The organism is Pseudomonas sp. SWRI111, from assembly GCF_014268555.1.
GTDB lineage: Bacteria > Pseudomonadota > Gammaproteobacteria > Pseudomonadales > Pseudomonadaceae > Aquipseudomonas > Aquipseudomonas hamedanensis.
In genome coordinates this window covers 455,702-481,533 of the sequence record NZ_JABWQQ010000001.1, presented here as the reverse complement: position 1 = coordinate 481,533, position 25,832 = coordinate 455,702, and the positions used below count along the sequence as shown (strand labels likewise).

Here is a 25,832-nt window from a genome sequence, read left to right as displayed (position 1 = left end):
ATGGAGTGAAAAAATGATCAAAACGACTTTTGCTGCTCTGATCGCCACTGCCGGTCTGCTCGGCGCCGGCACCGCCCTGGCCGACAAGCCTGGTGCAGGCTGGATCACCATCGAAAAAGCCATCGAAGTTGCCAAGACCAAGGCCGGCTACGTCGAGGTCTATGAAATCGGCGCCGACAATGACGGTTACTGGGAAGGCGAGGGGCGCAAGGCCGACGGCACCGTCTACGAATTCCGCATTGACGGGGCGTCGGGCAACGTGTTGCGCGACCAAAAGGATTAACCAGGCGGTTTGTCCACGTGTGTTGCTTGTAGAAAATGCGCTGGCATCACGCCAGCGCATTTTTTTCGAGGTTCACGGCGAAGGTTGCGAAGATCCTTGCGGACTCGATGTTGGCGCCGGCAAAGGTATCGGTGCCGGAAGCGGGTCCAGCTCCCTGCCCATTTCGCTGATCAGCAGCGCGATCGAGTCAGCGTTGGCCAGCATCACGTCAATGCGTGCCTCATCAGCCAGAGGATCGCGGAAGGCTTTACGTGCGTCGGCGAGGTTTTTGGTCTTTGTAGCGCTGAGGATTTTTTTGCAGGCATCGGCTTCGTCCGGCAACTGGTCGAGATCGACCCATACTCCGTTCTCGTCCTTGCGCGCGAACAGATGCGAAGCTGCAGTGAAGCGCGACAAGGATTTGCGCTGTTGATCGAGGTCTTCTTTGAGCCGTTGCCCCTTGGTAGTGGTTGTATCGATAAGGTGTGGAAACGGCGCCATCGCCTCAGCGGAGACGAGATCTTCGCTATCGCAGATCAGATGCGAAAGCTCGTGCAGCAGCGCGACGGCGCGAGCATGCGAGTCGACATTGAACCTGGGCGGCAATACATCGGTGTAGACATCCATGCCCGGGTTAAAAAAATGTTCGGTCAGGTGAAGGATCTTGCGTTTGTCTTCCTTGAAAACAAAGGCAACGGTGTCGTCGCCGTAGCGCGCATTCAAACCGGCGAAAAAGCGCTCGGTATAGAGCATGTCGTCTTTGGGATCTGTCAGCTCGCGGCAAATGGGCAGGACGACTTTCTCGATTTTTCTGAGCAGCATGGGGGTGACTTGCGGTACTTCGAAGAAATGCCTGAGCAACCTTTCTACCCGTGTGCCACCGAGGTTGTCGCGATGTATGACGAAGTTATGCAGACAATAAAGTGCGTAGTTCCGCGCTCGCCCGACAGCTTGCTGTATCACGAAGGCTCGGGCGGGATAGCGCTGATTGATTTGGGCCATCCCTTTGGCCTGGATGTACATCATGATCGAGCGGCTTGACTCGACCTCGGTTTGAATACGGTTGCGCTGTTTCGAGCGACAGCGCTGAACCTGCTGACCCGCGCGCGCCAATACTAATCTGGCGTTCTCCTGTTCAAGGGCCGGCCCTGGCCCCCCGTCTTTTTTGCGCAAGTACCAGTTTTTTCCAGCCTGGACCACCCCATAGACTTTGCCGGCGATTGCCGCGTACTTATGCGTGGTGGCGGCATCCCCGTAAACCAGTTTATTGCCCTCGAGTTTGAGCTTTTCCAGAGCAGTGGTGGTTTCAAAACGCTGCAAGTCAAGGCGAGGGGACGTAACGGGTGATACTTTTGCCCAACGCGCAGCGGTTTTTATTGTCGTCTCGCCGGCAGTTTCGCCAGCCTTCGATACGGGAGCCTGCGCTTGAGAGGCAAATTCGGCCGTTTCCTGTTCTGCTTCGGTTTCCCAGGACAGGCGCCCCAGACTGGCCAGGGTTATCCCGCCGGCGATGAAGTTTTTCACGGCGTTCGCCCAATGGTGGTCCTGCAGTCCTTCGGCGGATTTTTTGAAATCCTCGTAGCTTTTCCAAAGGAAAAACAAAGAAGCGATTTTACCTGGCAACACGTGCGGAACCAGATGAACGCCATGACGCAAGAGACACTTCACAGCTTCCCAGTCCGATTGCGCGTTTACCTGCGGCTGGCATTTAAGCAATTGGGTTAAGAGGCTGAGGGTGTCCTTGTGTAACCGCTCCAACAGATTGCCCGTGATGGGCGAACGTTGAAGTTTGATGTCGCTGGCTTTGCCAACGGTTGTTTCCAACCGACTCCTGAAGATCGCTTGTTGCGCGGAAGGCAGACGGCGGATGATTAGTTCCTGAAAATCCCCGGGCTCATTCAAGGCTTCGATCAACTGCACGTCACTCTCGAATTCTCGAAATACTTCACTCGCGTACGGCGCATAGAGCACGCATGGGCCTATGTGCCCGGTGCCCGGCCCGATGACATACAGCCCAAGCGTGTCGACAAAGTCTGCGCTGCCGGTCTTGATCAATGACAACGGGCTAACGATGGCGTGAGCGCCTTCCACCGTCGCACGCGCTACCCCGTCGGGCATGTCCAGAACCTGGCAAATGAAGTCGTACCCGGTGTCCGACAACTGTTGTTGCAATTTCAACGAGTGTGCGTGCTGCATCATTTGCCAGGGTAACTGACGCACAAAGCGTTCTTTGCTGGTACTGGCAGAAGCACTGTCACCTGACAGCGCCTGCACCACTTTGTCAGTGTAGGCGGTGGTAATCTGGAGCGATTGCAGCAGTTGTCGTACCGCTGACTGGTCGAGCTTTGCGGGTAACGCTGTGGTCGTGTTCGAAGCCACTTTGAAGCCAGTGCCTTGCGCGATGTTGAAGTGCTGCAAGGCAAAATCGAGTAGATGGCAGGCAGGCCCGGCCAGCGCCAGATTAGGCGTAATCTGGATATCCTGGGGCTTGAGTCCGTTATTCGGGAATCGGCTGTCGAGTAATGTTTTCAGTGTCTGCTCGACATGAGAGGCCAACGTCGGGACATTTTCGAGAAAATCCTTGCCGTCGATAACGCTGCGTCGCCATTGATCAAGCAAGTGCAGTTGCGTGGTTTGTTCGGCCATTGGCGCTTTGCGCAACCAGTCGGGGAAGTCCAAGTGACGAGAAAGGGCCTGCGCGAACTGGACCGCCCGGTTCAGGTTGGTATCGATGACGGTGGTTTTCATGTGGCCGAGAAACGCTGGGAGTGTGGCCTGATCCTTGGTGCAGGCGCGCAACACTTCGCAATGAGCGAGGAAATGTTCGATGGCCGATTGCATGCGATCGGTTGATACCTTGCCCTCAATCAACTGAAAAGTGCCCAGTGTGTACCGCTGATCCAGTCGACGTTGCTCAACTGCCAGGTTCTCCAGCACTGTCTGACTCTGGTTATTGTTGTCGAGCCGCTGCTGCAATTGCGTTTTCGCAATATCGATGTTGTCGAACGATTCCAGGCCGATGGCCGGGGTCCACAGAATGGCGCGCCCTGAATGCTCGACGTCCATGCCGCCGCGTTCGGTCAACAGGAGGCAATGGGCAAGCGGTAATTCGCCACTTTGGTCGGTGCGGGTGAGGGTCAGTGACCAGGCGTCCGGCCGAAAGCCATTGAGCGTCTGGCGATCCGTACGTGTGCTGAGTTTCGTGTCGAACACGCAATCGACGATGTTGCGTTCTGCCGCCAGCCATGAACCGCTGAGGTTTCTGATCTGCGATTCAGCGCGCAGCCCATCTTCGAAGGCCTGCGCCAGTTTCCAGCGATTGCTTTGGAGAAAAACACGCTGGTCGGTGCTGCTGAGGGTTGGCTGAGCTTTGAAAACGCTGGTGAGATTGTCCAGCGTCTGTCCGAGCGTTTTCGCCAGTTGCGCTGCCTTGTCGACCTGCGCGAGCGAGGTTGGCGGCGTGTTGGAGTCAATTGGACGGGTGCTCCAGCGCCCATCGACGTCAAGTTTGAGCAGGCGCTCGTGGAGCATCGAGCGGATATCCAGTGCCTTATCAAAAAGCGCATGAACATCGGTAGTGCGTGCACCCTGGCGAAATTGCTGCAAGGCGAATTCGACGTTCTGGCGTTGTTTGGTGATGATCGCCTCAAACAGTGTCGTCATGATTTCGCCAGCGATGCGCTCTCCGGCCACCTGTGCGTTGACGAAACCAAGGTAACGTTTGCGCTCCTCCAGATTCATCAGCCCATACAGATCGTCTTCCTGGCCGGCCACTGTGAGTGTGGCGATCAGCATTTGTTTAAGTGCGGCGTCGTTGCTGAATGCTTGCCAGCCTTGGCTGGGGCGGTAGAGCCAAGCCTTGTCATGGCTGGTCATCAGCGAGCCGGCCAGTTCGACAGCGCCAGTCTCGTCGCGTAAACACACGGTTTTGAAAGTCGGCTTGCGCACCGGTCCGCTCGGCTCCCGGATCAAGCAGTGCAGGGCGTCAAACTCGGTGGCCGAGAGAAGTGCCGACTCGCGTTTGATCATCAGTTGGGCACGTGCCTGGTCCTGTAACGTCTGGCTGAAGAATGTACGGCGGGGCGAACCCTCGAACGAGGCGGCGTTCCAGAACAGCTCCAGTTGTCGAAACAGCCGCATGGTCAGCTCGCCGGACGCGGACTTGATCGCATTGCCCCAGGCGATCTGGTCGGCCGCCACGCTTGAACGGCCCGGATTGGCAAACTCGACGGTCTGACCCGGCGGCCAGCCCTGACGGTGGAAATGCAGCAGCAGCGCCTCACTCAGCGACAGCGAAGCGAGCAATTGCCTGTTTTGCGTGGAGAGCGTCGGGGTATCCGCGAAAAAGCGGACCCGGGTATGTGACTGTCGCAAGCCGGCAAAGTGGGGCTTGAGCAGTTCGTCGAGCATTTTTTCCAGCAATGCGGTGAGTGAAGGCAGACGCGTCAATTCATCCAGCAGATCGCGCGCGCAAGCCTCCAGGGATTCGTTGATCGCGGCTTTCTGATCTTCGAATACATCCCCCTCAATCGTTTCGCGGCTCAGCGTAATGGCTTCCTTACCTGTCAGCTCCTTGCGCCGTGACAGGGTGAGAAACGCGAGTAGATCATCCGTGTCCTTCGCCTTGTCCAGGCGCGTTTGCAAGGCAGCGATCAGCGCTGGGGCATCGCTGAATTTTTTCAGGCCATCGTAGGGCGTGTACAGAAACGCGCCATGGCCATCCGCGCTGGAGCTGAGCATGAAGCTGCCGGCCAAGGGGACAGGCAGTTGCTTGTCGGCGTTGAGCAGAATGCGTTCGGCCAGCATCGGCGGTGTCTGCGCAATGCGCAGGGAGTGGGTGGCCAGTTTCACGTGGGCGAGCCACGCAAGGTCTTCGCTGCCGAGGGTGTGGGTGGAACCCGAGGCAGCCCGCTGGCCTGGGGATTGCAGAATGTCTGGAAACAGCAGTGGAGCAGTCGAACTGGGCATCATCGGGACTCTGAACGAGGGCGCCATGGGGCGGGATCGTCAGAATAAATAGGCGGCCTCAGCGACTGGCGGTAGATAGTTACCGCACACGCCGGGTTGAAATGTGCAGTCAGGCGAGTCCTTGATTGGCGTGTCATCGAAGGGTTGACAGCCGACAGCTGCGCCATGGTTAATCGCTGGGCAAGTCGTTCGTACGCTGTTGTTCCCTCCAATAATCATTCTGGAGCTTCAGATGTCTGCGCCACACGATCATGTGTCCTCGGTTGTCTCGTCCTCGTTGTCTCTCGAAGCGCTGACGCAATTGCTTGAAACGATTTTCCTGCGGCATGGCACCTCTGCGGAAGTCGCGCGAGTGCTGGCCGCCAACTGTGCCGGCGCTGAGCGTGATGGCGCGCACAGCCATGGCGTGTTTCGCATTCCTGGTTACGTCTCGACTCTTGATAGTGGCTGGGTCAACGGACAGGCGGTGCCGCAAGTCGAAGACGTCGCCCCAGGATTTGTGCGCGTCGATGCCAGCAACGGTTTCGCCCAGCCGGCCCTGGCCGCCGCCCGGCCGTTGCTGGTCGAAAAGGCGCGGCACGCGGGCATCGCCGTGTTGGCGATTCGCAATTCGCATCACTTCGCCGCGCTGTGGCCGGACGTCGAACCGTTCGCCGACGAAGGCCTGGTGGCGCTCAGCGTGGTCAACAGCATGACCTGCGTGGTGCCCCATGGCGCCGACCGGCCGTTGTTCGGCACCAACCCGATTGCCTTCGCTGCACCCCGGGCCGGCGCCGCACCGATCGTTTTCGACCTGGCCACCAGCGCCATCGCCCACGGTGACGTGCAGATCGCTGCGCGCAAGGGCGAAAAACTGCCGGTCGGCATGGGCGTCGACGGTCTCGGTCAACCGACCCAGGACCCACGCGCCATTCTGGAAGGCGGCGCGTTGCTGCCGTTTGGCGGGCACAAGGGCTCGGCGCTGTCGATGATGGTCGAGTTGCTGGCTGCGGCGCTGACCGGCGGCAACTTCTCCTTTGAGTTCGACTGGTCGAACCATCCCGGGGCGAAAACGCCGTGGACCGGCCAACTTATGATCGTCATTGACCCGAGCAAGGCGGCGGGGCAAAGCTTTGCCGAGCGCAGTGAAGAGCTGGTGCGGCAGATGCACGGTGTCGGGCTCAAGCGGTTGCCGGGCGATCGCCGACATCAGCAGCGCGCCAGATCGCTGGCGCAAGGGATTGTGCTGGACGAGGCGACGCTGGCGCAGTTGCGCGAACTGGCAGGGCAGTCAGGCGCCTGAGGAAATAGCGGCAACAAAAAAGGCGAACCGCGAGGTTCGCCTTTTACATCTACGCCAGACTCAACGACGCCCGAGCAACAATCCCACTACCAGACCGAACCCGGCAGAGATCGCCACGGTCTGCCACGGATGCCCGCCGATATAATTCTCAGTGGCCTCGACCGCCGGCTTGGTGCGATCACGCACGCTGGACACCGAGTCCAGCGCCTGCTGCAGTTTCAGGGTGATTTGTGCGCGCAGCGTTTCCGCTTCTTCGCCGACCAGCGAGGCGCTGCTTTTGAGCAGTTTGTCCGATTCTTCGATCAGGGCCTGAAGCTCGCTGAAGGCTTGATCCTTGATTTGCTCTTCAGCGGCTTGCGCGGCGGATTTGCGGGCCATTGGGTGACTCCTTGCAGGTGAATGGACAGTGACTAATGGAGTGTGGCGCGGGGCGAAAAGTTGCACGTAATTTAGCCCACGCATAAAAACCTGCGCGGGAGATTTCTGTCGAGCGTGTAAGATGTCGTCATTTTACGCAGCAGGATAATTCCCCATGAGTTTCAATCTGGCCGACAAATCCCTCGCCGAGCGCGCCGCGCTGGAAGATGAGAAATCCCGTCTGTTCGAACTCTGGCAAAACAATCTGGGCAAGGCCAAAGGCGAAGCCGCGCGGTTGTTTGGCGAGCGCGGCAAGCGCAAGGGCAAATGGGCCGAGTGGGTCCGTGCCGAGCTGGACGGCATGTCACCACCGGAATTTGCCAACATGGTGCGCAGTGAAGTCAATCGACTGATGGCCGCGAACAAGTAGCGCTTCAGGCAAACGTCGCGGCAATCGCCTCGCGGACCTTGACCACCAGCGGATCGACCTGCGTGCTGGTGCGCCAGCCCAATTCGATCGGATAGCGCGGCAGCTTCAGCGGGCAGGGCAACAGCGCCAGGCCGCTGAGCGCCGCGATGCTTGCGGCCGCGTGCGCGGGAATCGTCGCCACGGCCCGACTGCTCTTGAGCAAATACGGCAGCGCGGCAAAATGCGTGGTCGAGGCGCACACCCGTCGACTCAGGCCCAGCGCGGCCAATCCTTCATCGGTAATTCCGATAAACCCGCCGGACGACACCAGAATGTGCTCGCGGGCAACAAACTCTTGCAAGCCGATGTCCTCCTGGCCGGACGCCAAGCTGTCGGCGTCGACCAGACAGGCGTATCCGCCTTCGCCCAACACCTGCCGGCTGAGCAGACGCTCGGCAAAGCCACCGGCGGTGATTGCCAGGTCAATGCTGCGCTCCATCAGGGCACGGGCAACGATCTGGCTGTGGGTCTGGCGAAAAATCAGCCGCAGTTTCGGCGCGTGGCGGGCGATTGCCTCGATCAGGCGTCGGCCGTAAGCGATTTCGAAATCATCCGAAAGACCAATCGTGATCGAACGACCGTCGTACGCTTGCGCCGTCGGATCGACCATCGCCAGGCTTTGCCGACATTTGTTCAGCGCCTCGCTGACCACCGGTTTCAACTGATTGGCTTGCAGCGTCGGCGCCAGGCCGCGACCGGTGCGCACGAACAACTGATCGCCATAAACCTCGCGCAAACGCCGCAGCGCCGCGCTGACCGCCGATTGCGTCACACCCAGGCGCAGCGCGGCGCGGCTGGCACTGGATTCTTCATGCAGCGCTTCGAAGACTTTCAGCAGGTTGAGATCGATGTCGGCGATATTCATTTGGCTCATATCATTCAGCAGTGATTCGGTCTTTATTCATGATCGCGTGGCGCCGCAGAATCGGCAACCTCTGAACCTGATGGAGTACCGCAATGCCCAAATCAATCGTCGCCGCGCTGCAAATCGGCGCCTTGCCCGGTGGTAAAGGCGAAACCCTGGAACAGATCCTCGACTGGGAGAACGCCATCGCCGAATCCGGCGCCGCGCTTGTGGTGATGCCCGAAGCGCTGCTCGGTGGTTATCCGAAAGGCGAGGGGTTCGGCACGCAACTGGGCTATCGCTTGCCCGAGGGGCGCGAGGCCTATGCGCGGTATTTCGCCAATGCCATTGATGTGCCTGGCGCAGAAACCGAAGCGCTGGCGGGGCTGTCAGCCCGCACCGGGGCCAATCTGGTGATCGGTGTGATCGAACGCGCCGGCAGCACCTTGTATTGCACGGCGCTGTACTTCGATCCGCACGCCGGACTGGTGGCCAAACACCGCAAACTCATGCCCACCGGCACCGAGCGGCTGATCTGGGGCAAGGGCGACGGCTCGACCCTGCCGGTGCTCGACACCCAGGTCGGCAAGCTGGGCGCGGTGGTCTGCTGGGAAAACATGATGCCTTTGCTGCGCACGGCGATGTACGCCAAGGGGGTCGAAATCTGGTGCGCACCGACCGTGGACGAGCGCGAGATGTGGCAAGTGAGCATGCGCCACATTGCCCACGAGGGGCGCTGCTTTGTGGTCAGCGCCTGTCAGGTGCAGGCGTCGCCCAATGAGCTGGGCGTGGAGATTGCCAACTGGCCTGCGGATCGCCCCTTGATCGCCGGCGGCAGCCTGATCGTCGGGCCGATGGGCGATGTGCTGGCCGGGCCACTGCGCGGTGAGGCGGGGCTGCTGACCGCTGAAATAGACACCGACGAACTGATCCGTGCCCGCTACGACTATGACGTGGTCGGACATTATGCGCGGCCGGATGTGTTTGAGTTGTCCGTCGATGAACGGGCCAAGCCGGGGGTGCGTTTCAACACCTAATCCTAAGGCTGAGGAAGGTCCTGTAGGAGTGAGCCTGCTCGCGATATCGGTTTATCAGATAAATCTTTATCGCTTGACACACCGCTATCGCGAGCAGGCTCACTCCTACAATGGTTTGTGTGGCTTCCACGATCAGGAGTAGACCGCTCAGATGTGTGCGCGACTGGCTACCAGGTCGCAGCACTGGCCTTGGGCAAACTCAGCTTGCCGCTATCGGTAAACCGCATCGTGCCAAACAACCCACCCGCCAGTTTGCCGCGTAGCACGTAGGGCAGATTGTCGAGGCTTTGCGTCTGGCTCAGGCCCAACGTCTGGCGCAGTACCGAAAACGCCGAAACGCTGACCGGGACCGTCACCACGGTTTCCGAAAAACGTGGGATCGAGCCGCTCTGATCGCTCACACCCGACGCCAGCGAACGGCCGTTGACTTCCAGATCCAGGGCGATGCCGTTGTAGTCGATGGCGGTTTCGTTGGGATTCTGCACGCGCAGCTTGATGGCGAAGCGCACCTCCAGTTCCTGGCTCGGCAGCGGTTCGAGGCCAACCACGTTGATGTTCACCGGATCGCGATGGGGAAACAGCGCGCAGGCACTGAGCGACAGCAGCAGTAGCGACAGGATGACGGCGTGGACGCGGCGCATAAACACTCTCTCGAAAAAAGGGCCGAACCGTTGCCGGTGCAGCTCTTTTTGTCGAGGCCCGGAGTCAGCGGTTCAACTGTGCGACAGCCGCCGGTGGGGCAGGTTCACCTTTGGCCGGCATGTCCGGATTTTCCATGACTTGAAGAATAGAGGCTTCCGGGTCGAAATCGTCTTCCTCCAGCTCGATGAATTCTTCTGGCAGGAAGATGTTCAGCACGATAGCGCACAACGCCCCGACGGTGATCGGCGATTCGAAGATGTTGCGCAGCGCTTGCGGCAACTCACGCAGCACCTCAGGTACGGCAGCAATGCCCAGGCCCATGCCAAGGGAAATCGCTACGATCAGCATGTTGCGCCGATGCAGGCCAGCCTCGGCTAGAATCTTGATCCCGGCCACGGCCACGGTGCCGAACATCACCAGTTCAGCGCCGCCGAGCACGGGTTTGGGCATCAGTTGCAGCACCGCGCCAATCATCGGGAACAGCCCCAGCAGCACCAGCAGACCGGCGATGAAGAAGGCAACGTAACGGCTCGCGACGCCGGTCAGCTGAATCACGCCGTTGTTTTGCGCGAACGTGACCATCGGCATGCTGTTGAACACCGCGGCCATCGCCGAGTTCAGGCCGTCCGCGAGCAGCCCCGACTTGATCCGCCGAATATATAGCGGCCCTTTCACCGGTTGCCGGGAAATCATCGAGTTGGCGGTCAGATCACCCGCCGCCTCCAGTGGCGAGACGAGGAAAATCACGGCCACCGGGACGAACGCGACCCAGTCGAAGTTGAAACCGTACTTGAACGGCACGGGCACGCTGACCAGCGGTACTTCCGGCATCGAGGCGAAATCCACCGTGCCCATCAACCACGCGACCCCGTAGCCGAGGGTCAGGCCGATGACGATCGCGCCCAGCCGCAGGAACGGCACGTCGACGCGGTTCAGCACCACGATGGTGCCAATCACCAGCGCCGCCAGGGCTATATGGCTGGCCGCGCCCAGATCCGCCGCGCCGAAGCCGCCGGCGATGTCGGTCATGGCGACTTTGATCAGCGACAGGCCCATCAGCGTGATGATCGTCCCCGTGACCACCGGGGTAATCAGCATGCGCAGCTTGCCGATGAACTGACTGAGCACCACTTCAATGAACGCCGCGAAAAAGCACACGCCAAAGATTGTCGAGAGGATTTCGTCGGTGCCGCCGCCACGCGCCTTGACCATGAACCCGGCGCTGAGAATGACGCTGATAAAGGAAAAACTGGTGCCTTGCAGACACAGCAGCCCCGAACCGACCGGGCCGAAGCGCTTGGCCTGGACAAACGTCCCCAGGCCCGAGACGAACAGCGCCATGCTGATCAGGTAGGGGATTTCACTCTGCAGGCCGAGGGCGCCGCCCATGATCAGGGTGGGGGTGATGATGCCGACGAAACTCGCCAGCACGTGCTGCAACGCCGCAAACACGGTGGCGGTCAGGTGCGGACGGTCGTTGAGGCCGTAGATCAGATCGTTGTTGCGCGGGGCTTTATCAGAGGCGGTCATGGTGAGGTGCGTGCCACAAAGCGCGGCCGGGTCAGAAAATGGAGGCGCAGGATGCCGCAAGCGGGCGGCGAGGGCAACGAGCAATAACTGCCTGAAAGGTCAGGTTTTATTCGGCGCCGCGCTTAGGCAAAGCAACGGCGGAAGCCAGCGTGCTGGCGATAGCGCGAATTGCGCGACTATCGCCAGCAGAGATTGAAGGCCTGGGGCTAGCGAGCGCGCTGCGCCAAAGCCCGCTCCATCCGCGTAATCCCTTCTTCCAGCAGGGCACGCGGGCAACCGAAGTTCAGGCGCACGAACTGCTGGCTCTGATCGGCGAAGTCCACCCCCGGGCTGAGGCCGACCTTGGCCTGCTCCAGGAAAAACTGCTGCGGATTGCTCAGGTCCAGTGCCGAGCAATCGAGCCACGCCAGATAGGTGCCTTGCGGCGCATTCAGGGTCACGCCCGGCAGGCGGCTGCGCACCGCGTCCACCAGCCAGTCACGGTTGGCCTGCAGATAGGTTTTAAGCGCCGCAAGCCACGGCCCGGCTTCGCTGTAAGCCACGCGGGTGGCTTCCATGCCCAGTGGATTGACGCTGTCGACCATGCCGCAACGGGCATGGTTGACGCGTTCGCGCAGGGCGGCGTCCTGAATGATCATGAACGAAGTTTTCAGGCCGGCGATGTTGTAGGCCTTGCTCGCCGACATCAGCGTGATCGTGCGCCGGGCAATCTCCGGGCTCAGCGACGCAGTAGGAATGTGCACGCGCCCGTCGAAACACAGTTCGGCGTGGATTTCGTCGGAGATGATCCACGCGTCCTGCGCCACGCAAATGTCGGCTACCGCTTGCAGTTCCTCGCGGCCGAACACCTTGCCGATCGGGTTGTGCGGGTTGCTCAGCAGCAGCGCGCCGCCACCGTTCAGCGATTCACGCAGCACATCCAGTGGCGTGGCATAGGTGCCATCGGCCTGCGCCAGGAATTGCAGTTCAACCTTGTTCAGGCCCCAATGCCCCGGCGCGTGGCGCAGCGGCGGGTAGTTCGGTACCTGCACCACGACATTCTGCGGCGCCTGCACCAGCGCCTTGAGCGCCATGTTGAAACCGGACTCGACGCCGGGCAGGAAGATCAGTTCCTGTGGCTTGACCTGCCAGGCGTATTTGTTCCAGAGATCGGCGACGATCGCTTCACGCAGGTTGTCCTGAGCCACGCTGTAACCGAGCAACGGGTGCAGCAGACGCTGTTGCAAGGCTTCGATCACCACTGGCGGCGCGGCGAAATCCATGTCAGCGACCCACATTGGCAGCACATCGGCCGGGTAGCGGCTCCACTTGGTGCTGCCGGTGTGGTGGCGGTCGAACAGCTGATCAAAATCGAAAGTCATGCGCGGTCTCGTGAAGGCGGGTTATTCATGGGCGCCATGATAAGCCCATGACCCTGCCGGAGCGAGCCTGCAGGTTCCATGGCGGCGGGGGCAATGTAATTCTCGATTTTTCGGCCTTTGGTGACGCGCAATTCAGCCGGTCCGCCCGGCGATGCAGGGTGGATGCCCTCAGAACCCCAGCGGGTACTGAACCACCACATAAAGACGGTCAATATCATCGCCGGCCTGCGCCTCGTTGCCGCGATGGGAAACATGCGAGAGCTGTACCGACAAGTCCTTTGCCGGCCCCGACTGAACGATGTACTTAACGTCGATATCGCGCTCCCAGTGCTTGCCGTCTTTGCCTTGCTGCGGCTGGTACTCGCCACTGTCAGCATCAAACGGGTTGTAGGCGCCGCCCTTGGGCGCGTGGGTGCCGTCGATGTGGCTGCCGGCGACGTAGCGGGTCATGAAGGTGAGACCGGGGAGGCCAAAGGTGCCGAAATTGAGGTCGTAGCGCGCCTGCCAGGAGCGCTCGTTGGCACCGTTGAAATCAGCGTACTTGATCGAGTTGGCGAGGTAGATCGAGTCGCCACCGACGAAATCGAACGGCGTGTCGCCGTGGATGCGTTGCCAGCCGAGCATCACCGCGTGCGGGCCGAAGGCGTATTTACCAGACAGGCTGACAGCGGTGTTGTCGATCGCACCGGCCAGGGCTTGTCCGGTATCGCGGGTGTGGTAGAGGTTGGCATCGATCAGCAGACCCGATTGTTTGAAGTGCAGGTTGCCGTAGTACTGATGCCAGGTGTCGGTCAATTCGGCGGCGTAAAGTGCGCCGCCCAGCGGACGGTCTGCAAACAGGTCGGCGCCGACAAAACTGATCGCACCGTGCTCGGTGCTGGCGCCGTAACCGTAAAAATCGCCTTTGCCCGAAGCGCTGTCCTGGTTCTTGAATGCAGTGAAGTGTCCGGCCTGCAAATTGACGTTGTCGATCTCCTGGCTGCTCAGCAGAAAACCGCTGGCGTACTCCGGTTGCAGGCGTTTGTCCGAGGTATCGAACACCGGGGTTTCCACGGTCATTTCGCCAAAGGCGAGGGTAGTGCGCGAGGCCTTTAGTTTCAGCGCACCACCGGCGCTGGCGTAATTGCTCGCACTGCGCCCGTCGCTGTCGACCGGCAGCAACCCGGTCCCGGAATGACCTTTGCCGCCGTCCAGCTTCACGCCGGAAAAAGCGTGTGCATCGAGGCCGAACCCAAGCGTACCGGCAGTGAAACCGGATGAGAAAGCCCCGATAAAGCCTTGTGCCCATTCCTGTTTATAGTTTTTTCCGCTGGCTGAGGGGGAGCGGTAGTCGTTGTTCAGATAAAAATTGCGACTGAGCACTTCGCCGCTGGCATCGTCGAAAAAGCCGCTGGCGTGCGCGGTTGCGTTCACCCCGCAGAACAGCGCAAGCAGCGTGAGGTGCATGGAGACACGGTCGATCATGATCAGTGGCCAGCGGCAGTGGAGGTAACCGCGATGATCGAGCAATGGCAGGCGAGGGGATTGAGCGGATGTGCTGACTTGACTCCATCAGGCCCGCGCCGGGATTTGTGTCTGGATTGAGATGATCTGCCCGACGCAGAACCCAGTGTGGGAGCGAGCCTGCTCGCGAAGGCGGTGTGTCAGGCAACGGAAATGCTGGCTGACACACCGCAATCGCAAACAAGCATCACTCCCGCAGTCCGGGTCAGACGCGGAACTGGCGCAGGAGGCCGTTGAGCTGTTCGCTCAGTTGGCCCAGGCGCACGCTGGCAGCGCTCGATTGCTCCGCGGCGATGGCCGTGCTGTGGGAAAGTCCGGCGGCCTGGGTGACGTTCTGGTTGATGTCCTCGACCACGTGCGCCTGTTGCAGGGTGGCGCTGGCAATCGAAGCATTCAGGCCATTGAGGTTACGTAACGCCTGGCCGATGGCATTGAGGCTCGCACCGGCAAGCCCCGCCTGTTCGATGGTCAGTTGCGAGGCTTTGCTGCTGTCGCTGATCACCTTCACCGCGGCCTCTGAATGATTCTGCAGGCGCTCGATCATCGACTGGATCTCGGCGGTCGACTTTTGCGTACGCTGCGCCAGCAAGCGCACTTCGTCCGCCACTACGGCAAAACCGCGACCTTGCTCGCCGGCCCGCGCGGCTTCGATCGCGGCGTTGAGCGCCAGCAGGTTGGTCTGCTCGGCAATCGAGCGGATCACCTCCAGCACACTGCCGATCTGGGTGCTTTCAGCGGCCAGGGTGCGAATCACTTCAACCGCTTGATCAATGGTGCCGGACAGCTTGTCGATCTGCTGCAAGCTGCCATCGATATTGATCTGGCCCTGTTGCGCCTGCGCTTCGGCATCGCGCATTTCCGCAGCAGCATGCTCGGCGTTTTTGGCAACATCCTGCACGCCATAGGTGACTTCGTTGATCGCCGTGGCGACCAGCTCCATTTGCTGCGATTGCTGCTGGCTGCGTTGCTGGGCCTGGGAGGCATCGTTGCCCAGTTCGCTGGAGGACTGGCCCAGCGCGCTGGCCGACACTTGCAGTTCGCCGATGACCCGACGCAGCTTGGCGGTAAAGGCATTGAAGTGATGGGCCAGTTCCGTGACCTCGTCCTTGCCATGGGTATCGAGGCTGCGCGTCAGGTCGCTTTCACCGCTGGCGATGTTGGCCATGGCGTTCACGGTTTCCTGTAGCGGACGGACAATGCTGCGCGCAATCAGAATCACCAGCAGCGCCATGATCAGCGCAATCGCCAGGCCGATGGCCGAAGCCTTGATCATCTGATCCTGAAACTCCGCCTGCACGTCATCCACATAAACCCCGGACCCGATCACCCAGCCCCACGGTTCGAACAACTTGACGTAGGACGTCTTCGCCACCGGGTCGGTGGCGCCCGGTTTCGGCCAACGGTAATTGACCATGCCAGCGCCCTTGGCCTTGGCGATGGCGACCATTTCGTTGAACACCGCAAAACCGTCCGGGTCGCGAATCGCCGAAAGATTCTGGCCTTCAAGTTTGGGATTGGTCGGGTGCATGACCATCACGGGGGTGAGGTCGTTGATCCAGAAATAGTCACTCTGGTCGTAGCGCAAGCCACGGATCGCGGTCAGCGCCTGTGTCTGCGCGGCTTCCTTGCTCAGGGTGCCGGCGGTTTGCAGGCCGTGGTAGTAGGTCAGCAAACCGCTGGCGGTCTGCACCACATGTTCGGTTTTCTGGGCTTTGGCGTGATACAGGTCTTCGTGGATCTGCTTGAGCATTAACACGCCCAAGGTCAATAACATGACCACCGCCACTATCAAGATGAGCCACAAGCGTCGGCTGATCGACACACTGCGCAAGCTGTTCATAACGCTGTCACTCCGGATTCTTGTTCTTGTAATAAACAACCGCGAGCATCCAATCAGCTTTTGCCGATCGGGCATACGCGACCCAAGTCGTATAACGCCGCAGCGCTATTAAGGCTTGTCTGTTAGGATTTCGGCCCCGCGCGTGAAAACCTGAATGCAAATTGATATTTCACGGAATTTTTACCGTTTCGTGTGGATCCTGTGCGCGCGGAATCGGTACAGCTTTTTCAAGCTACGCTGAACGCAGTGAACGTAAAAAAATACTATCGGGGCATGCCGGCGTGCATCGCTCTCTGGGGGATTGATGGATCTTTGGACCGCCTTGCAGGCATTGATACTGGGAGTTGTAGAAGGGCTGACGGAGTTTTTGCCCATTTCGAGTACCGGACACCAGATCATCGTCGCTGACTTGCTGAACTTCGGCGGCGAACGGGCCATGGCCTTCAACATCATTATTCAGCTCGGCGCGATTCTCGCGGTGGTCTGGGAGTTTCGCCGCAAGATTTTCGATGTGGTGGTAGGGCTGCCGACTCAGCCGGGCGCTCGGCGTTTCACCGCCAACCTGCTGATCGCGTTCCTGCCGGCGGTGGTGCTGGGCGTAATCTTCGCCGACCTGATCCACGAATACCTGTTCAACCCGATTACCGTGGCGGCGGCCCTGGTGGTCGGCGGCGTCATCATGTTGTGGGCGGAAAAGCGCCAGCACGAAGTGCATGCCGAAACGGTCGATGAGATCACCTGGCAAGACGCACTGAAAGTCGGTTTTGCGCAATGCCTGGCAATGATTCCGGGCACTTCGCGCTCCGGCTCGACGATCATCGGCGGGCTGCTGTTCGGCCTGTCGCGCAAGACCGCGACCGAGTTCTCGTTTTTCCTCGCCATGCCCACCATGGTCGGCGCGGCGGTGTATTCCGGCTACAAATATCGCGAGTTGTTCGTGCCGGCGGACTTTCCGGTGTTTGCCATCGGTTTCGTCACCGCGTTCATTTTCGCGATGATCGCCGTGCGTGGCCTGCTCAAGTTCATCGCCAACCACAGTTATGCAGCGTTTGCCTGGTACCGGATCGTGTTCGGCCTGGTGATACTCGCCACCTGGCAGTTCGGCTGGGTGGACTGGACGGCGGTCAAGCCATGAGCGATTCCCGTGGACGTCGCCCTGAGGGCCGACCTTCCAGTGGCAACATTCAGCACCTGAAACTCAAGCTGCTGGTGCTGCTGGGGGTTTGCGCCTTGCCGTTGTTCGGCTCAGTGTCGATGTGGCTGCGGGGGATTTCCCTGCTGCCCCTCGCGGCGTACGGGATCGTCAGCGTGCTGGCGTTTTTCCTGTACTGGTCCGACAAACGCAAGGCGCGCGCCGACGCCTGGCGCACCCCGGAAAACATCCTGCATGCAGTTGAACTGGCCGGCGGCTGGCCGGGCGCACTGATCGCCCAGCAGGTATTGCGGCACAAGACGCGCAAGGTGTCGTTTCAGATTCTGTTCTGGGTGATTGTGCTGCTGCATCAGGTGTTCTGGATTGACCAGTTATTCCTCGGCTCCAGCCTGTTGACCCTGATTTAACAGCCGCCATCAATCTCCTGTGGGAGCGAGCCTGCTCGCGAAGACGATTTCATGTTCGATTATGAGCCGCCTGACACACCGCATTCGCGAGCAGGCTCGCTCCCACAGTGGCAGTGTGTTTACAGGAGCAGGCCGATGCGGGTCTTCTTCGGCAACTTGCTCACCACCAGCTGATGCGAGCGCTGCAACAAGCCCTGCAATTCCTCGGCGCCCAGCGGGTAGGGCGGGTGCATGATGATCCACTGCGCCCGCGCCAGATACGGCGCCGGGTGAATGCCCGGGCGGTCGCAATGGCCGAGGAACAGATCCTTGTCGACCTTGAACGCCAACGAATCCCCGCGCAGTCCCTGCAAGGCAAACATTTTGTTGCCGGCAATCGAAAAGACGCGCACGCCGCCCCACTTGTAATCCTCCCGCGCACCCGGCAAAGCCAGACAAAATGCCGCGACGTCGGCTTCGTTCATTTTTCCCTTGCTCATAACAACCGCTCCCCACAGGCATTGAACGACTCGACCAAGTGGTCGATCCAGGCGCGCACCGCCGGCATCACCCCGCGTCGATGCGGGTACACCGCCTGCAACCAGCCACCGGGCAACGACCAGTCGGGCAGCATCTGCACCAGCGTGCCGTTATGCAGTTCGGTTTCGCAATACATCATCGGCAGCAGGGTAAAGCCCTGGCCAGCGAGGACGCAGGCCTTGCGCACGACAAAGTCATCGATCCCCAGGCGGGCTTCCATGTTCAGCTCGAAACTGTGGCCCTGCTCATCGAGTAAGCGCACATGCACCATGCGATCTGCCTCCAGAGCGCCCAGCACGGGCAGGTGCTTGAGGTCTTGCGGATGAACGATCGTGCGGCCCTGTAAAAAAGCCGGACTGGCCACCACGACCATTTGCGCCTGACGCAGACGCCGTGTGACCAGCAACGGGTCCTCGTCACCGTGTTCGCGCACGCGCAACGCGACATCAAAGCCTTCGCCCACCAGATCGACCCGCCGATTGAGCAGGACGACCTCCAGTTGAACCTGCGGAAACTTGCCGAGGAAATCGCTGATGACCGCCGGCAACATCTCATGGGCCAGACCGGTCGGACAGGACACCCGCAAGCGCCCGCGCGGCTCGCTGGACATGCTCGCCACCGCCTCGTCAGCCATTTCCGCTTCGAGCAGCATTGCCTGACAGTGACGCAGATAGCGCTCGCCCACGGCGGTGAGGTTGAGCTGCCGGGTGGTGCGTTGCAGCAGACGCGCACCGAGGCGTTCTTCCAGTTCGGCAATGCGCCGCGACAATCGTGATTTGGGTATGCCCAGCAAGCGGCCCGCCGCCGCAAAGCCGCCGGCCTCGACGACTTTGGCGAAATAGTAGAGATCGTTGAGGTCTTGCATGGGATTTCCGCTGTTCTATCAGTAGGACGAACTATCGCATTGTTGGCGGCTAATCATCCATTGGTTTCTTGCGTAGGATTGTCTCCATTGCGCCGCCACCGGCGATTCATTCCAGGAGATTCCACATGAAACTGCTGCATATCGATTCGAGCATTCTGGGCGACAACTCGGCTTCCCGTCAGTTGAGCCGCGAAGTGGTCAAAGCTTGGCAGGCCGCCGAGCCAAGCGCTGTAGTGACTTACCGCGATCTGGCCGCTGACGCCATCAGCCACTTTTCGTCGACCACCCTGGTCGCCGCCGGCACCAGCGCTGAACTGCGCGATGCGGCACAGCAGCATGAAGCCGAACTGAGCGCCACCACTCTGGCCGAGTTCATCGCAGCCGACGCCGTGGTGATCGCCGCACCGATGTACAACTTCACCGTGCCGACCCAACTCAAGGCGTGGATCGACCGTGTCGCGGTTGCCGGCCAGACCTTCCGCTACACCGAAGCCGGCCCCGAAGGCCTGTGCGGTGGCAAGAAAGTGGTGATCGTGTCCACGTCTGGCGGCATCCACGCCGGGCAGGCCAGCGGCATCGCTCACGAAGAATACCTGAAGCTGGTGCTGGGCTTTCTCGGCATCACCGACATCGAAATCGTCCGCGCCGAAGGCCTGGCCTATGGCGAAGAAGTCCGCAACAACGCGATGAGCGCCGCTCAGGCCACCATCATTGAGCAGTTGTTCGCCGCCGCGTAAGGCATGCGTAAAGGAACAGCCATTGTTCAGGTAAGTCGCCAAAAACTCTGTATTCTGGTTCCGCAAGGGCCGAATACGGAGTTTTTTGTTTCTGGCTGTTACATAATCTGGCCCAGGTTATGCAGTTCCAGTACATCCGGCGATTACGTCCAACAGGGTGGGGCATCCGATGATGCGTCTTTGTGCAGCGTTACTGATTTGCCTGCTGGGCGGCCTGAATTCAGTGCAGGCTGCGCCGGGGCGGCACCCTGTCTGGAGCGTTGGCTACCACGAAATGACCGTGCTCGATCCGCTGGATCTGCAACCGATGCGTGCCATTGCGTTTTATCCGTCCAGCGACCGCGAGCACCTGAGTCTGCTTGAGGGCTACTCGGTCGAGGCCGGCGAAGACAGCAAAGTCGCCATTGGCCGCTTTCCAATGCTTATGTTGTCTCACGGCAACACCGGCACACCGCTGGCGCTGCACGACCTCGCCACATCGCTGGCGCGCAAGGGCTTTGTGGTGGTGGCCGTGATTCACCCCGGCGACAACTCGCGTGACCACAGTCGACTTGGCACCTTGAGCAATCTTTATGGGCGTCCAATCCAGATTTCTGCGGCAATCACTGCGACCCTCGGCGATGCCATGCTCGCGCCCTACGTCAACGCTGACCAGGTCGGTGTGATCGGTTATTCGGCGGGCGGCGAGACGGCGCTGATCCTGTCGGGGGCGCAGCCGGACCTGGATCGCTTGCGCCGCTACTGCCAGGAGCGGCCGGATGACCATGACGCCTGCAACACCCAGGGCGAACTGATTGTCGACCGCGATGATTTGCAGCCGGTGGCCGACCCGCGCGTGCATGCGTTACTGCTGATGGCGCCGTTGAGCCTGAAATTCGGCCGGCATACCCTGGCCGATGTGCATGTGCCGGTGCTGCTCTATAGCGGCGATGGCGACAAACTGGTCGCCTTCGACAAAAACGCCGCCGCGCTGGCGCGCAAACTGCCGACGGCGCCGGATTTCAAATTGCTCGCCGGTGCAGGGCACTTTGTCTTCATGGCGCCGTGCACCGCCGAGCAGATCCTCGCCATGCCGGCGCTGTGCACCGATGCCGATGGCGTTGACCGCCAGGACATCCACCGCAACCTGATCTCCGAAGCCGGACGCTTCTTCGCCCATGCGCTGGGCCAACCAACGCGGGCGGGCATGCAGACGGCGGATCAATAATCTGATTGCCACCACCTATCCCATGTAGGAGTGAGCCTGCTCGCGATAGCGTCGTGTCAGTCAGCACATTTATCAACTGACACACCGTTATCGCGAGCAGGCTCACTCCTACAATGGGGATCGTTGGTGTCAAGAAGTAGCGCGGCGCTTGAGCAGGAGGGTAAGGCCCAACCCGGCTACCGACAACATCGCCGCGCTGAAGAAGATCCACGAATACCCCAGATTCAACGCCACCGCGCCCATCAACGGCCCGGCAATTGCCAGCGCCAGATCGAAGAACACCGCATAAGCGCCCAGTCCCGACCCACGACTGGAACTCGGCACTTGCTTGATTGCTTCAACGCCCAGCGCAGGATAAACCAGCGACAGGCCAAACCCCGCCAATCCCGCGCCAATCAGCGCATAAGCGGTGGAGGGCGCCAGCCACAGCATCACCAGTCCGACGGTTTCCACCGTCATGCAGACGATGGCCGAAGCAAACCCACCGAACCGGGCAATCGCCGAGATAAACAAAAGCCGCGACAGAATGAAACACGCGCCAAATACGGTCAGGCAGTAGGCCGCGCCGGTCCAGCCACGGTTGAGGTAATAAAGCGTAATGAACGTGGTCAGCGTGCCGTAGCCAATCGAGGCTAGCGTCAGGCTGAGGCCATACGGCGCAATCTTGCCGAACACAGTCCAGAACGACAGGCGCTCGCCACGAATCACCGGCACCGATGGCTTATTGCGGATCAACCACAATGCCCCCGCCGCCAACGCCGACAAGGCAATCCCCAGACTGACAAAACCGTATTCGGCGACCATCACCACGCCCAGCGGCGCGCCAATGGCAATTGCGCCGTAAGAGGCGATGCCGTTCCAGCCGATGGATTTGGCTGTGTGCTCGACACCGACCTGGCCCATGCACCAACTGATGGTGCCAACACCGATCAGACCTTGGGCGATGCCAAGCAGCAAGCGCCCTGCAATGAGAATCAACAGGCTGGTCAGGGGAAAGCTTTGCAACAACGTCGAGAGCAGCGTCAGCGCGCCACTGAGGACAATCCCCCACAAGCCATAAATGATCGCCCGTTTGGTGCCGAGCGTGTCCGACATACGCCCGGCCATTGGTCGGCTGAGCAGGGTAGCGAGGTACTGCGAACCGATCACCAGCCCGGCAACGATCGCGCTGAAACCCAGTTGCTCATGCACATAGCCGGGCAACACCGCAATCGGCAAACCGATGCAGAGAAAGGCAATAAAGGTATAGAAAACGATGGAGACGATCTGCAGGGTGATCGCCAGAGAGCTTTGTGATGGCGGCTGCTGCACAGACATGGGAACTCGTTCGCGGGCGGCGGTGTGAGAGTTGTGAACATCATGGCGCGGGCTTGGGATAAAGGAAAGCAGGCTAACTACTTCGCCTTAACGATGATCGTTCCCACGCTCTGCGTGGTAACGCCTCCATGGACGCTCTGCGTCCGCTGTTGGGACGCGGAGCGTCCCGGGCTGCATTCCCACGCGGAGCATGGGAACGATCAACAACGCCGAATACAAAAAAGCCCCGTCACCAGGGACAGGGCTTTCAACTTGCAGCTTGCAGCTTGAAACTAAAAGCTGCCCTTAAAACACGACGCCCTGGCTACGCAGGTAGTCGTCATAAGTGCCGCTGAAGTCGGTCACGCCGTTCGGGCTCAGCTCGATGATGCGCGTGGCCAGGGACGATACGAACTCACGGTCGTGGCTGACGAAGATCAGCGTGCCCGGATAGTTTTCCAGCGCCAGGTTCAGCGCCTCGATCGATTCCATGTCCAGGTGGTTGGTCGGTTCGTCCATGATCAGCACGTTCGGCTTTTGCAGGATCAGCTTGCCGAACAGCATGCGACCTTGCTCACCACCGGAAATGACTTTGACCGACTTGAGGATCTCGTCGTTGGAGAACAGCATGCGGCCCAGGGTGCCGCGAATCATCTGCTCGCCCTGAGTCCATTGGCCCATCCAGTCGAACAGCGTCACGTCGTCTTCGAAGTCGTGGGCGTGGTCCTGAGCGTAGTAGCCCAGTTCCGCAGCATCGGTCCATTTCACGCTACCGGCATCCGGGGTCAGTTCGTTGACCAAGGTGCGCAGCAGGGTGGTTTTGCCGATACCGTTCGGGCCGATGATCGCGACGCGCTCGCCGGCTTCAACCTGGAAGCTGAAGTCCTTGAACAGCGGCTTGCCATCGAAACCCTTGGCCATTTTTTCGACCATGACTGCCTGACGGTGCAGCTTCTTGTTCTGCTCGAAACGAATGAACGGGCTGACGCGGCTGGAAGGCTTGACCTCGGCCAGCTGGATCTTGTCGATCGCCTTGGCGCGGGAGGTGGCTTGCTTGGCTTTGGAGGCGTTGGCCGAGAAGCGGCTGACGAACGATTGCAGTTCGGTAATCTGCGCTTTTTTCTTGGCGTTGTCCGACAGCAATTGCTCGCGGGACTGGGTCGCCACGGTCATGTACTCGTCGTAGTTGCCTGGGAACAGACGCAGCTCGCCGTAATCCAGGTCAGCCATGTGCGTGCACACGCTGTTCAGGAAGTGACGGTCGTGGGAGATGATGATCATCAGGCTGTTACGCTGGGTCAGGATGTTTTCCAGCCAGCGAATGGTGTTGATGTCCAGGTGGTTGGTCGGTTCGTCGAGCAACAGCACTTCCGGATCGGAGAACAGTGCCTGCGCCAGCAACACACGCAGTTTCCAGCCTGGCGAGACTTCGCTCATCGGGCCGAAATGCTGTTCCAGTGGAATGCCCAGACCCAGCAGCAGTTCGCCGGCGCGGGATTCGGCGGTGTAGCCGTCCATCTCGGCGAATTCGGTTTCCAGCTCGGCGACGGCCATGCCGTCTTCTTCGGACATTTCCGCCAGCGAGTAGATGCGATCGCGCTCGGCCTTGACCTTCCACAGCTCTTCGTGACCCATGATCACGGTGTCGATCACGGTGAATTCTTCGTAGGCGAACTGGTCCTGGCGCAGCTTGCCCAGACGCACGTTCGGCTCGAGCATGACCTGACCGCCGGACGGATCGAGATCGCCACCGAGGATTTTCATGAAGGTCGACTTGCCGCAACCGTTGGCGCCGATCAGGCCGTAGCGATTGCCCGCGCCGAATTTGACCGAAACGTTTTCGAAGAGCGGCTTGGCGCCGAACTGCATCGTGATGTTAGCTGTGGAGATCAATTACCTTACCTATCAATGGTTTAGAGCTGGTCATATGTGCCTGATACCGACTTGATACCAATCTGGAGCTTTTCCGGCTCCGCCCAGTCTGAGCTTGAGTTGAGCCAACGCGCATGCGCCGCCAGCAACCTTTGGCCGTGGTGGCCAGGCTGCTGAGCGATGCATGCGGGGATCATGTTGGACATTGCGCGCATTGTCGCATAATCAAGAAGGCAGTTGTATGGCGACGCGACAAGCCATCGCCCGCCACCGGCGATGGCAGGCAGCGGGCGGTCTTGCGCGGGCGGGCGGTGCGACCCGCCTCAGGGCAACGCGGGTTTCAATTGGCCTGTTGAACCCACTCGGTTTGCAGCTGGTTGCATTGCCAGCGCCACGCGTCGGCGAGCATTGTTTCCAACGAGTGGCGCGCGCGCCAGGCCAATTCATCGGCGGCTTTTTGCGGGTCTGCCCAGCAGCAGGTCACATCGCCCGGCCGGCGCGCCTTGAACGCCAGCGGAATCGGCACGCCACTCACCCGTTCAAAGGCGCTGACCAGTTCCAGAACGGAATAGCCGCGTCCCGTTCCGAGATTCCAGATATTCACCCCGCTGCGTTGACCCAACGCCTCAAGGGCGCAGGTATGTCCCTGCGCCAGGTCAACGATATGGATGTAATCGCGCACGCCGGTCCCGTCCGGCGTTGCGTAGTCCGTACCGAACACAGATAAAGCCTCGCGTTGCCCACTCGCAACCTGCAGCAGATAAGGCAGCAGATTATTCGGCTGGTTGAGTGGCGCCTCGCCCAGAAGACCTGAGGGATGCGCGCCGATCGGATTGAAGTAACGCAGCAGGCCGATGGACCAGCGCGGATCGGAGCTGGCGACACTTTTCATGATGTTCTCCGCCATCAGTTTCGACATCCCGTAGGGATTGGTCGGTTGCCCGGTGGCACACGATTCGTTGATCGGCATCGTCGTGCAGTCGCCATACACCGTTGCCGATGAACTGAACACCAGCGTGAACACCCCAGCCTGGGCCATCGCCTGGCACAGGGTCAGGCTGCCGCCGACATTATTGTCGTAGTAGCGCAACGGCTCATGCACGCTTTCACCGACGGCCTTGAGTCCGGCGCAATGCACCACCGCATCGACCGGGTAATCGCGCAGCAGCGTATCGAGCAAGTGCCGGTTTCGCACATCGCCCTGGACGAATCCGGGCCGCCTGCCGGCCAGCGTACTGATGCGGTCGATGGCTGAACGTCGGCTGTTGCACAAGTTGTCCAGAATCAGCACGTCCTCGTCTTTGTTCATCAGCTCCAGTGCGACGTGCGCACCGATGTATCCCGCACCGCCCGTTATCAAGATCATGCGCCCGCCCTCAATCACGATGATTTTTTCGCTGGCTGTTTCGTTGATTTGCCGCCGTCGCAGCGGCAGCAGCAACGTTGCCTGTTGAAGGGTAGGGGGGCACTTTGAGTGCGGAGTTCAAACCGGTTGGCCAGCCGGTATGTGCAGTTCATCGGCTTCGATCACGGATCTTTTGAACGCCTTGTGAACGCCGTGTTTCCAAGTTTCAAGAGCCGTACGGACTCATCGAGAGATGCCGGACACCCGTTGTTTCACGGGTGTTACGGCCCGATGGCTCGACCTTGAGCCGTCTTTCCTTCTCTTGATAAGGGCCAT

At 60.2% G+C, this 25,832-nt stretch carries 21 protein-coding genes; 8 read left to right on the top strand and 13 right to left on the bottom strand.

Going from position 1 to position 25,832, the window contains the following annotated elements; translation table 11 throughout:
• Window positions 1-13 precede the first annotated feature (13 nt).
• Window positions 14-283 carry a PepSY domain-containing protein gene (locus HU755_RS01980; RefSeq protein ID WP_186552429.1) on the top strand — a complete coding sequence of 90 codons (270 nt, stop codon included), beginning with the start codon at window positions 14-16 and terminating at the stop codon, window positions 281-283.
• 72 nt (window positions 284-355) lie between these two features.
• On the opposite strand, the gene HU755_RS01975 is transcribed toward HU755_RS01980, so the two are convergent.
• The gene (locus HU755_RS01975) at window positions 356-5,068 is read right to left on the bottom strand and encodes a DUF6543 domain-containing protein (protein ID WP_238349939.1); all 4,713 of its coding nucleotides are present in this window, start codon (window positions 5,066-5,068) and stop codon (window positions 356-358) included.
• Window positions 5,069-5,462: 394 nt separating this feature from the next.
• Between HU755_RS01975 and HU755_RS01970 the strand changes: the two genes are divergently transcribed.
• Complete coding sequence (locus HU755_RS01970; protein WP_186630405.1) at window positions 5,463-6,512, top strand: Ldh family oxidoreductase; 1,050 nt, start codon at window positions 5,463-5,465, stop codon at window positions 6,510-6,512.
• 60 nt (window positions 6,513-6,572) lie between these two features.
• Here HU755_RS01970 and HU755_RS01965 read toward each other — a convergent pair whose 3' ends face one another.
• Entirely contained in the window at window positions 6,573-6,890 is a 318-nt protein-coding gene (locus HU755_RS01965) for a YqjD family protein (RefSeq protein ID WP_186630404.1), read from the bottom strand.
• A gap of 154 nt (window positions 6,891-7,044) precedes the next feature.
• Between HU755_RS01965 and HU755_RS01960 the strand changes: the two genes are divergently transcribed.
• Entirely contained in the window at window positions 7,045-7,299 is a 255-nt protein-coding gene (locus tag HU755_RS01960; RefSeq protein WP_007917411.1) for a hypothetical protein, read from the top strand.
• A 4-nt stretch (window positions 7,300-7,303) separates the two neighbouring features.
• Here HU755_RS01960 and HU755_RS01955 read toward each other — a convergent pair whose 3' ends face one another.
• Window positions 7,304-8,212, bottom strand: a complete 909-nt coding sequence (locus HU755_RS01955) for a LysR family transcriptional regulator (protein ID WP_186630403.1) — start codon at window positions 8,210-8,212, stop codon at window positions 7,304-7,306.
• An 83-nt stretch (window positions 8,213-8,295) separates the two neighbouring features.
• Here HU755_RS01955 and HU755_RS01950 point away from each other — a divergent pair, with 83 nt between their 5' ends.
• Entirely contained in the window at window positions 8,296-9,219 is a 924-nt protein-coding gene (locus tag HU755_RS01950) for a carbon-nitrogen hydrolase family protein (protein WP_186630402.1), read from the top strand.
• Window positions 9,220-9,386: 167 nt separating this feature from the next.
• On the opposite strand, the gene HU755_RS01945 is transcribed toward HU755_RS01950, so the two are convergent.
• From HU755_RS01945 to HU755_RS01925, 5 genes are all read right to left on the bottom strand, one after another.
• Window positions 9,387-9,860 carry an LEA type 2 family protein gene (locus tag HU755_RS01945; protein ID WP_186630401.1) on the bottom strand — a complete coding sequence of 158 codons (474 nt, stop codon included), beginning with the start codon at window positions 9,858-9,860 and terminating at the stop codon, window positions 9,387-9,389.
• Between the two features lie 64 nt (window positions 9,861-9,924).
• On the bottom strand, window positions 9,925-11,391 hold the full coding sequence (locus HU755_RS01940; RefSeq protein WP_186630400.1) for a nucleobase:cation symporter-2 family protein: 1,467 nt from the start codon (window positions 11,389-11,391) through the stop codon (window positions 9,925-9,927).
• A gap of 206 nt (window positions 11,392-11,597) precedes the next feature.
• Window positions 11,598-12,752 carry a MalY/PatB family protein gene (locus tag HU755_RS01935; protein WP_186630399.1) on the bottom strand — a complete coding sequence of 385 codons (1,155 nt, stop codon included), beginning with the start codon at window positions 12,750-12,752 and terminating at the stop codon, window positions 11,598-11,600.
• Window positions 12,753-12,920: 168 nt separating this feature from the next.
• Entirely contained in the window at window positions 12,921-14,216 is a 1,296-nt protein-coding gene (locus tag HU755_RS01930) for an OprD family porin (protein WP_186630398.1), read from the bottom strand.
• A gap of 244 nt (window positions 14,217-14,460) precedes the next feature.
• Complete coding sequence (locus HU755_RS01925; RefSeq protein WP_186622353.1) at window positions 14,461-16,095, bottom strand: methyl-accepting chemotaxis protein; 1,635 nt, start codon at window positions 16,093-16,095, stop codon at window positions 14,461-14,463.
• Window positions 16,096-16,399: 304 nt separating this feature from the next.
• Between HU755_RS01925 and HU755_RS01920 the strand changes: the two genes are divergently transcribed.
• Entirely contained in the window at window positions 16,400-17,230 is an 831-nt protein-coding gene (locus tag HU755_RS01920) for an undecaprenyl-diphosphate phosphatase (RefSeq protein ID WP_186552439.1), read from the top strand.
• Complete coding sequence (locus tag HU755_RS01915) at window positions 17,227-17,655, top strand: DUF1294 domain-containing protein (RefSeq protein WP_186630397.1); 429 nt, start codon at window positions 17,227-17,229, stop codon at window positions 17,653-17,655. Before HU755_RS01920 ends, HU755_RS01915 begins: the two co-directional genes overlap by 4 nt.
• 119 nt (window positions 17,656-17,774) lie before the next feature.
• Here HU755_RS01915 and HU755_RS01910 read toward each other — a convergent pair whose 3' ends face one another.
• Together HU755_RS01910 and HU755_RS01905 are read right to left on the bottom strand one after the other, a co-directional pair.
• Window positions 17,775-18,134, bottom strand: a complete 360-nt coding sequence (locus HU755_RS01910) for an MmcQ/YjbR family DNA-binding protein (RefSeq protein ID WP_186630396.1) — start codon at window positions 18,132-18,134, stop codon at window positions 17,775-17,777.
• Window positions 18,131-19,039, bottom strand: coding sequence for a LysR substrate-binding domain-containing protein (locus tag HU755_RS01905; protein WP_186630395.1), 909 nt, complete (start codon window positions 19,037-19,039; stop codon window positions 18,131-18,133). The genes HU755_RS01910 and HU755_RS01905 overlap by 4 nt, the downstream gene beginning before the upstream one ends.
• Window positions 19,040-19,164: 125 nt before the next feature.
• Here HU755_RS01905 and HU755_RS01900 point away from each other — a divergent pair, with 125 nt between their 5' ends.
• Both HU755_RS01900 and HU755_RS01895 read left to right on the top strand, forming a co-directional pair.
• The gene (locus tag HU755_RS01900) at window positions 19,165-19,776 is read left to right on the top strand and encodes an FMN-dependent NADH-azoreductase (protein ID WP_186630394.1); all 612 of its coding nucleotides are present in this window, start codon (window positions 19,165-19,167) and stop codon (window positions 19,774-19,776) included.
• A gap of 169 nt (window positions 19,777-19,945) precedes the next feature.
• Complete coding sequence (locus tag HU755_RS01895) at window positions 19,946-20,983, top strand: dienelactone hydrolase (RefSeq protein ID WP_186630393.1); 1,038 nt, start codon at window positions 19,946-19,948, stop codon at window positions 20,981-20,983.
• Window positions 20,984-21,112: 129 nt separating this feature from the next.
• On the opposite strand, the gene HU755_RS01890 is transcribed toward HU755_RS01895, so the two are convergent.
• The 3 genes from HU755_RS01890 to galE form a co-directional block, all read right to left on the bottom strand.
• Window positions 21,113-22,300: an MFS transporter gene (locus HU755_RS01890; protein WP_186630392.1), complete on the bottom strand. Its 1,188-nt coding sequence runs from the start codon at window positions 22,298-22,300 to the stop codon at window positions 21,113-21,115.
• 285 nt (window positions 22,301-22,585) lie between these two features.
• Window positions 22,586-24,172: an ABC-F family ATPase gene (locus tag HU755_RS01885; RefSeq protein ID WP_186630391.1), complete on the bottom strand. Its 1,587-nt coding sequence runs from the start codon at window positions 24,170-24,172 to the stop codon at window positions 22,586-22,588.
• A 319-nt stretch (window positions 24,173-24,491) separates the two neighbouring features.
• The gene (gene galE / locus HU755_RS01880) at window positions 24,492-25,517 is read right to left on the bottom strand and encodes a UDP-glucose 4-epimerase GalE (RefSeq protein ID WP_186630390.1); all 1,026 of its coding nucleotides are present in this window, start codon (window positions 25,515-25,517) and stop codon (window positions 24,492-24,494) included.
• Between the last annotated feature and the right edge of the window lie 315 nt (window positions 25,518-25,832).

What these genes read in the sequence shown, in the direction of transcription:
- HU755_RS01980 (WP_186552429.1), top strand. Translation starts at nt 14, where the DNA reads ATGATCAAAACGACTTTTGCTGCTCTGATCGCCACTGCCGGTCTGCTC.
- HU755_RS01975 (WP_238349939.1), bottom strand. Translation starts at nt 5,068, where the DNA reads ATGCTGGCCGAACGCATTCTGCTCAACGCCGACAAGCAACTGCCTGTC.
- HU755_RS01970 (WP_186630405.1), top strand. Translation starts at nt 5,463, where the DNA reads ATGTCTGCGCCACACGATCATGTGTCCTCGGTTGTCTCGTCCTCGTTG.
- HU755_RS01965 (WP_186630404.1), bottom strand. Translation starts at nt 6,890, where the DNA reads ATGGCCCGCAAATCCGCCGCGCAAGCCGCTGAAGAGCAAATCAAGGAT.
- HU755_RS01960 (WP_007917411.1), top strand. Translation starts at nt 7,045, where the DNA reads ATGAGTTTCAATCTGGCCGACAAATCCCTCGCCGAGCGCGCCGCGCTG.
- HU755_RS01955 (WP_186630403.1), bottom strand. Translation starts at nt 8,212, where the DNA reads ATGAGCCAAATGAATATCGCCGACATCGATCTCAACCTGCTGAAAGTC.
- HU755_RS01950 (WP_186630402.1), top strand. Translation starts at nt 8,296, where the DNA reads ATGCCCAAATCAATCGTCGCCGCGCTGCAAATCGGCGCCTTGCCCGGT.
- HU755_RS01945 (WP_186630401.1), bottom strand. Translation starts at nt 9,860, where the DNA reads ATGCGCCGCGTCCACGCCGTCATCCTGTCGCTACTGCTGCTGTCGCTC.
- HU755_RS01940 (WP_186630400.1), bottom strand. Translation starts at nt 11,391, where the DNA reads ATGACCGCCTCTGATAAAGCCCCGCGCAACAACGATCTGATCTACGGC.
- HU755_RS01935 (WP_186630399.1), bottom strand. Translation starts at nt 12,752, where the DNA reads ATGACTTTCGATTTTGATCAGCTGTTCGACCGCCACCACACCGGCAGC.
- HU755_RS01930 (WP_186630398.1), bottom strand. Translation starts at nt 14,216, where the DNA reads ATGATCGACCGTGTCTCCATGCACCTCACGCTGCTTGCGCTGTTCTGC.
- HU755_RS01925 (WP_186622353.1), bottom strand. Translation starts at nt 16,095, where the DNA reads ATGAACAGCTTGCGCAGTGTGTCGATCAGCCGACGCTTGTGGCTCATC.
- HU755_RS01920 (WP_186552439.1), top strand. Translation starts at nt 16,400, where the DNA reads ATGGATCTTTGGACCGCCTTGCAGGCATTGATACTGGGAGTTGTAGAA.
- HU755_RS01915 (WP_186630397.1), top strand. Translation starts at nt 17,227, where the DNA reads ATGAGCGATTCCCGTGGACGTCGCCCTGAGGGCCGACCTTCCAGTGGC.
- HU755_RS01910 (WP_186630396.1), bottom strand. Translation starts at nt 18,134, where the DNA reads ATGAGCAAGGGAAAAATGAACGAAGCCGACGTCGCGGCATTTTGTCTG.
- HU755_RS01905 (WP_186630395.1), bottom strand. Translation starts at nt 19,039, where the DNA reads ATGCAAGACCTCAACGATCTCTACTATTTCGCCAAAGTCGTCGAGGCC.
- HU755_RS01900 (WP_186630394.1), top strand. Translation starts at nt 19,165, where the DNA reads ATGAAACTGCTGCATATCGATTCGAGCATTCTGGGCGACAACTCGGCT.
- HU755_RS01895 (WP_186630393.1), top strand. Translation starts at nt 19,946, where the DNA reads ATGATGCGTCTTTGTGCAGCGTTACTGATTTGCCTGCTGGGCGGCCTG.
- HU755_RS01890 (WP_186630392.1), bottom strand. Translation starts at nt 22,300, where the DNA reads ATGTCTGTGCAGCAGCCGCCATCACAAAGCTCTCTGGCGATCACCCTG.
- galE (WP_186630390.1), bottom strand. Translation starts at nt 25,517, where the DNA reads ATGATCTTGATAACGGGCGGTGCGGGATACATCGGTGCGCACGTCGCA.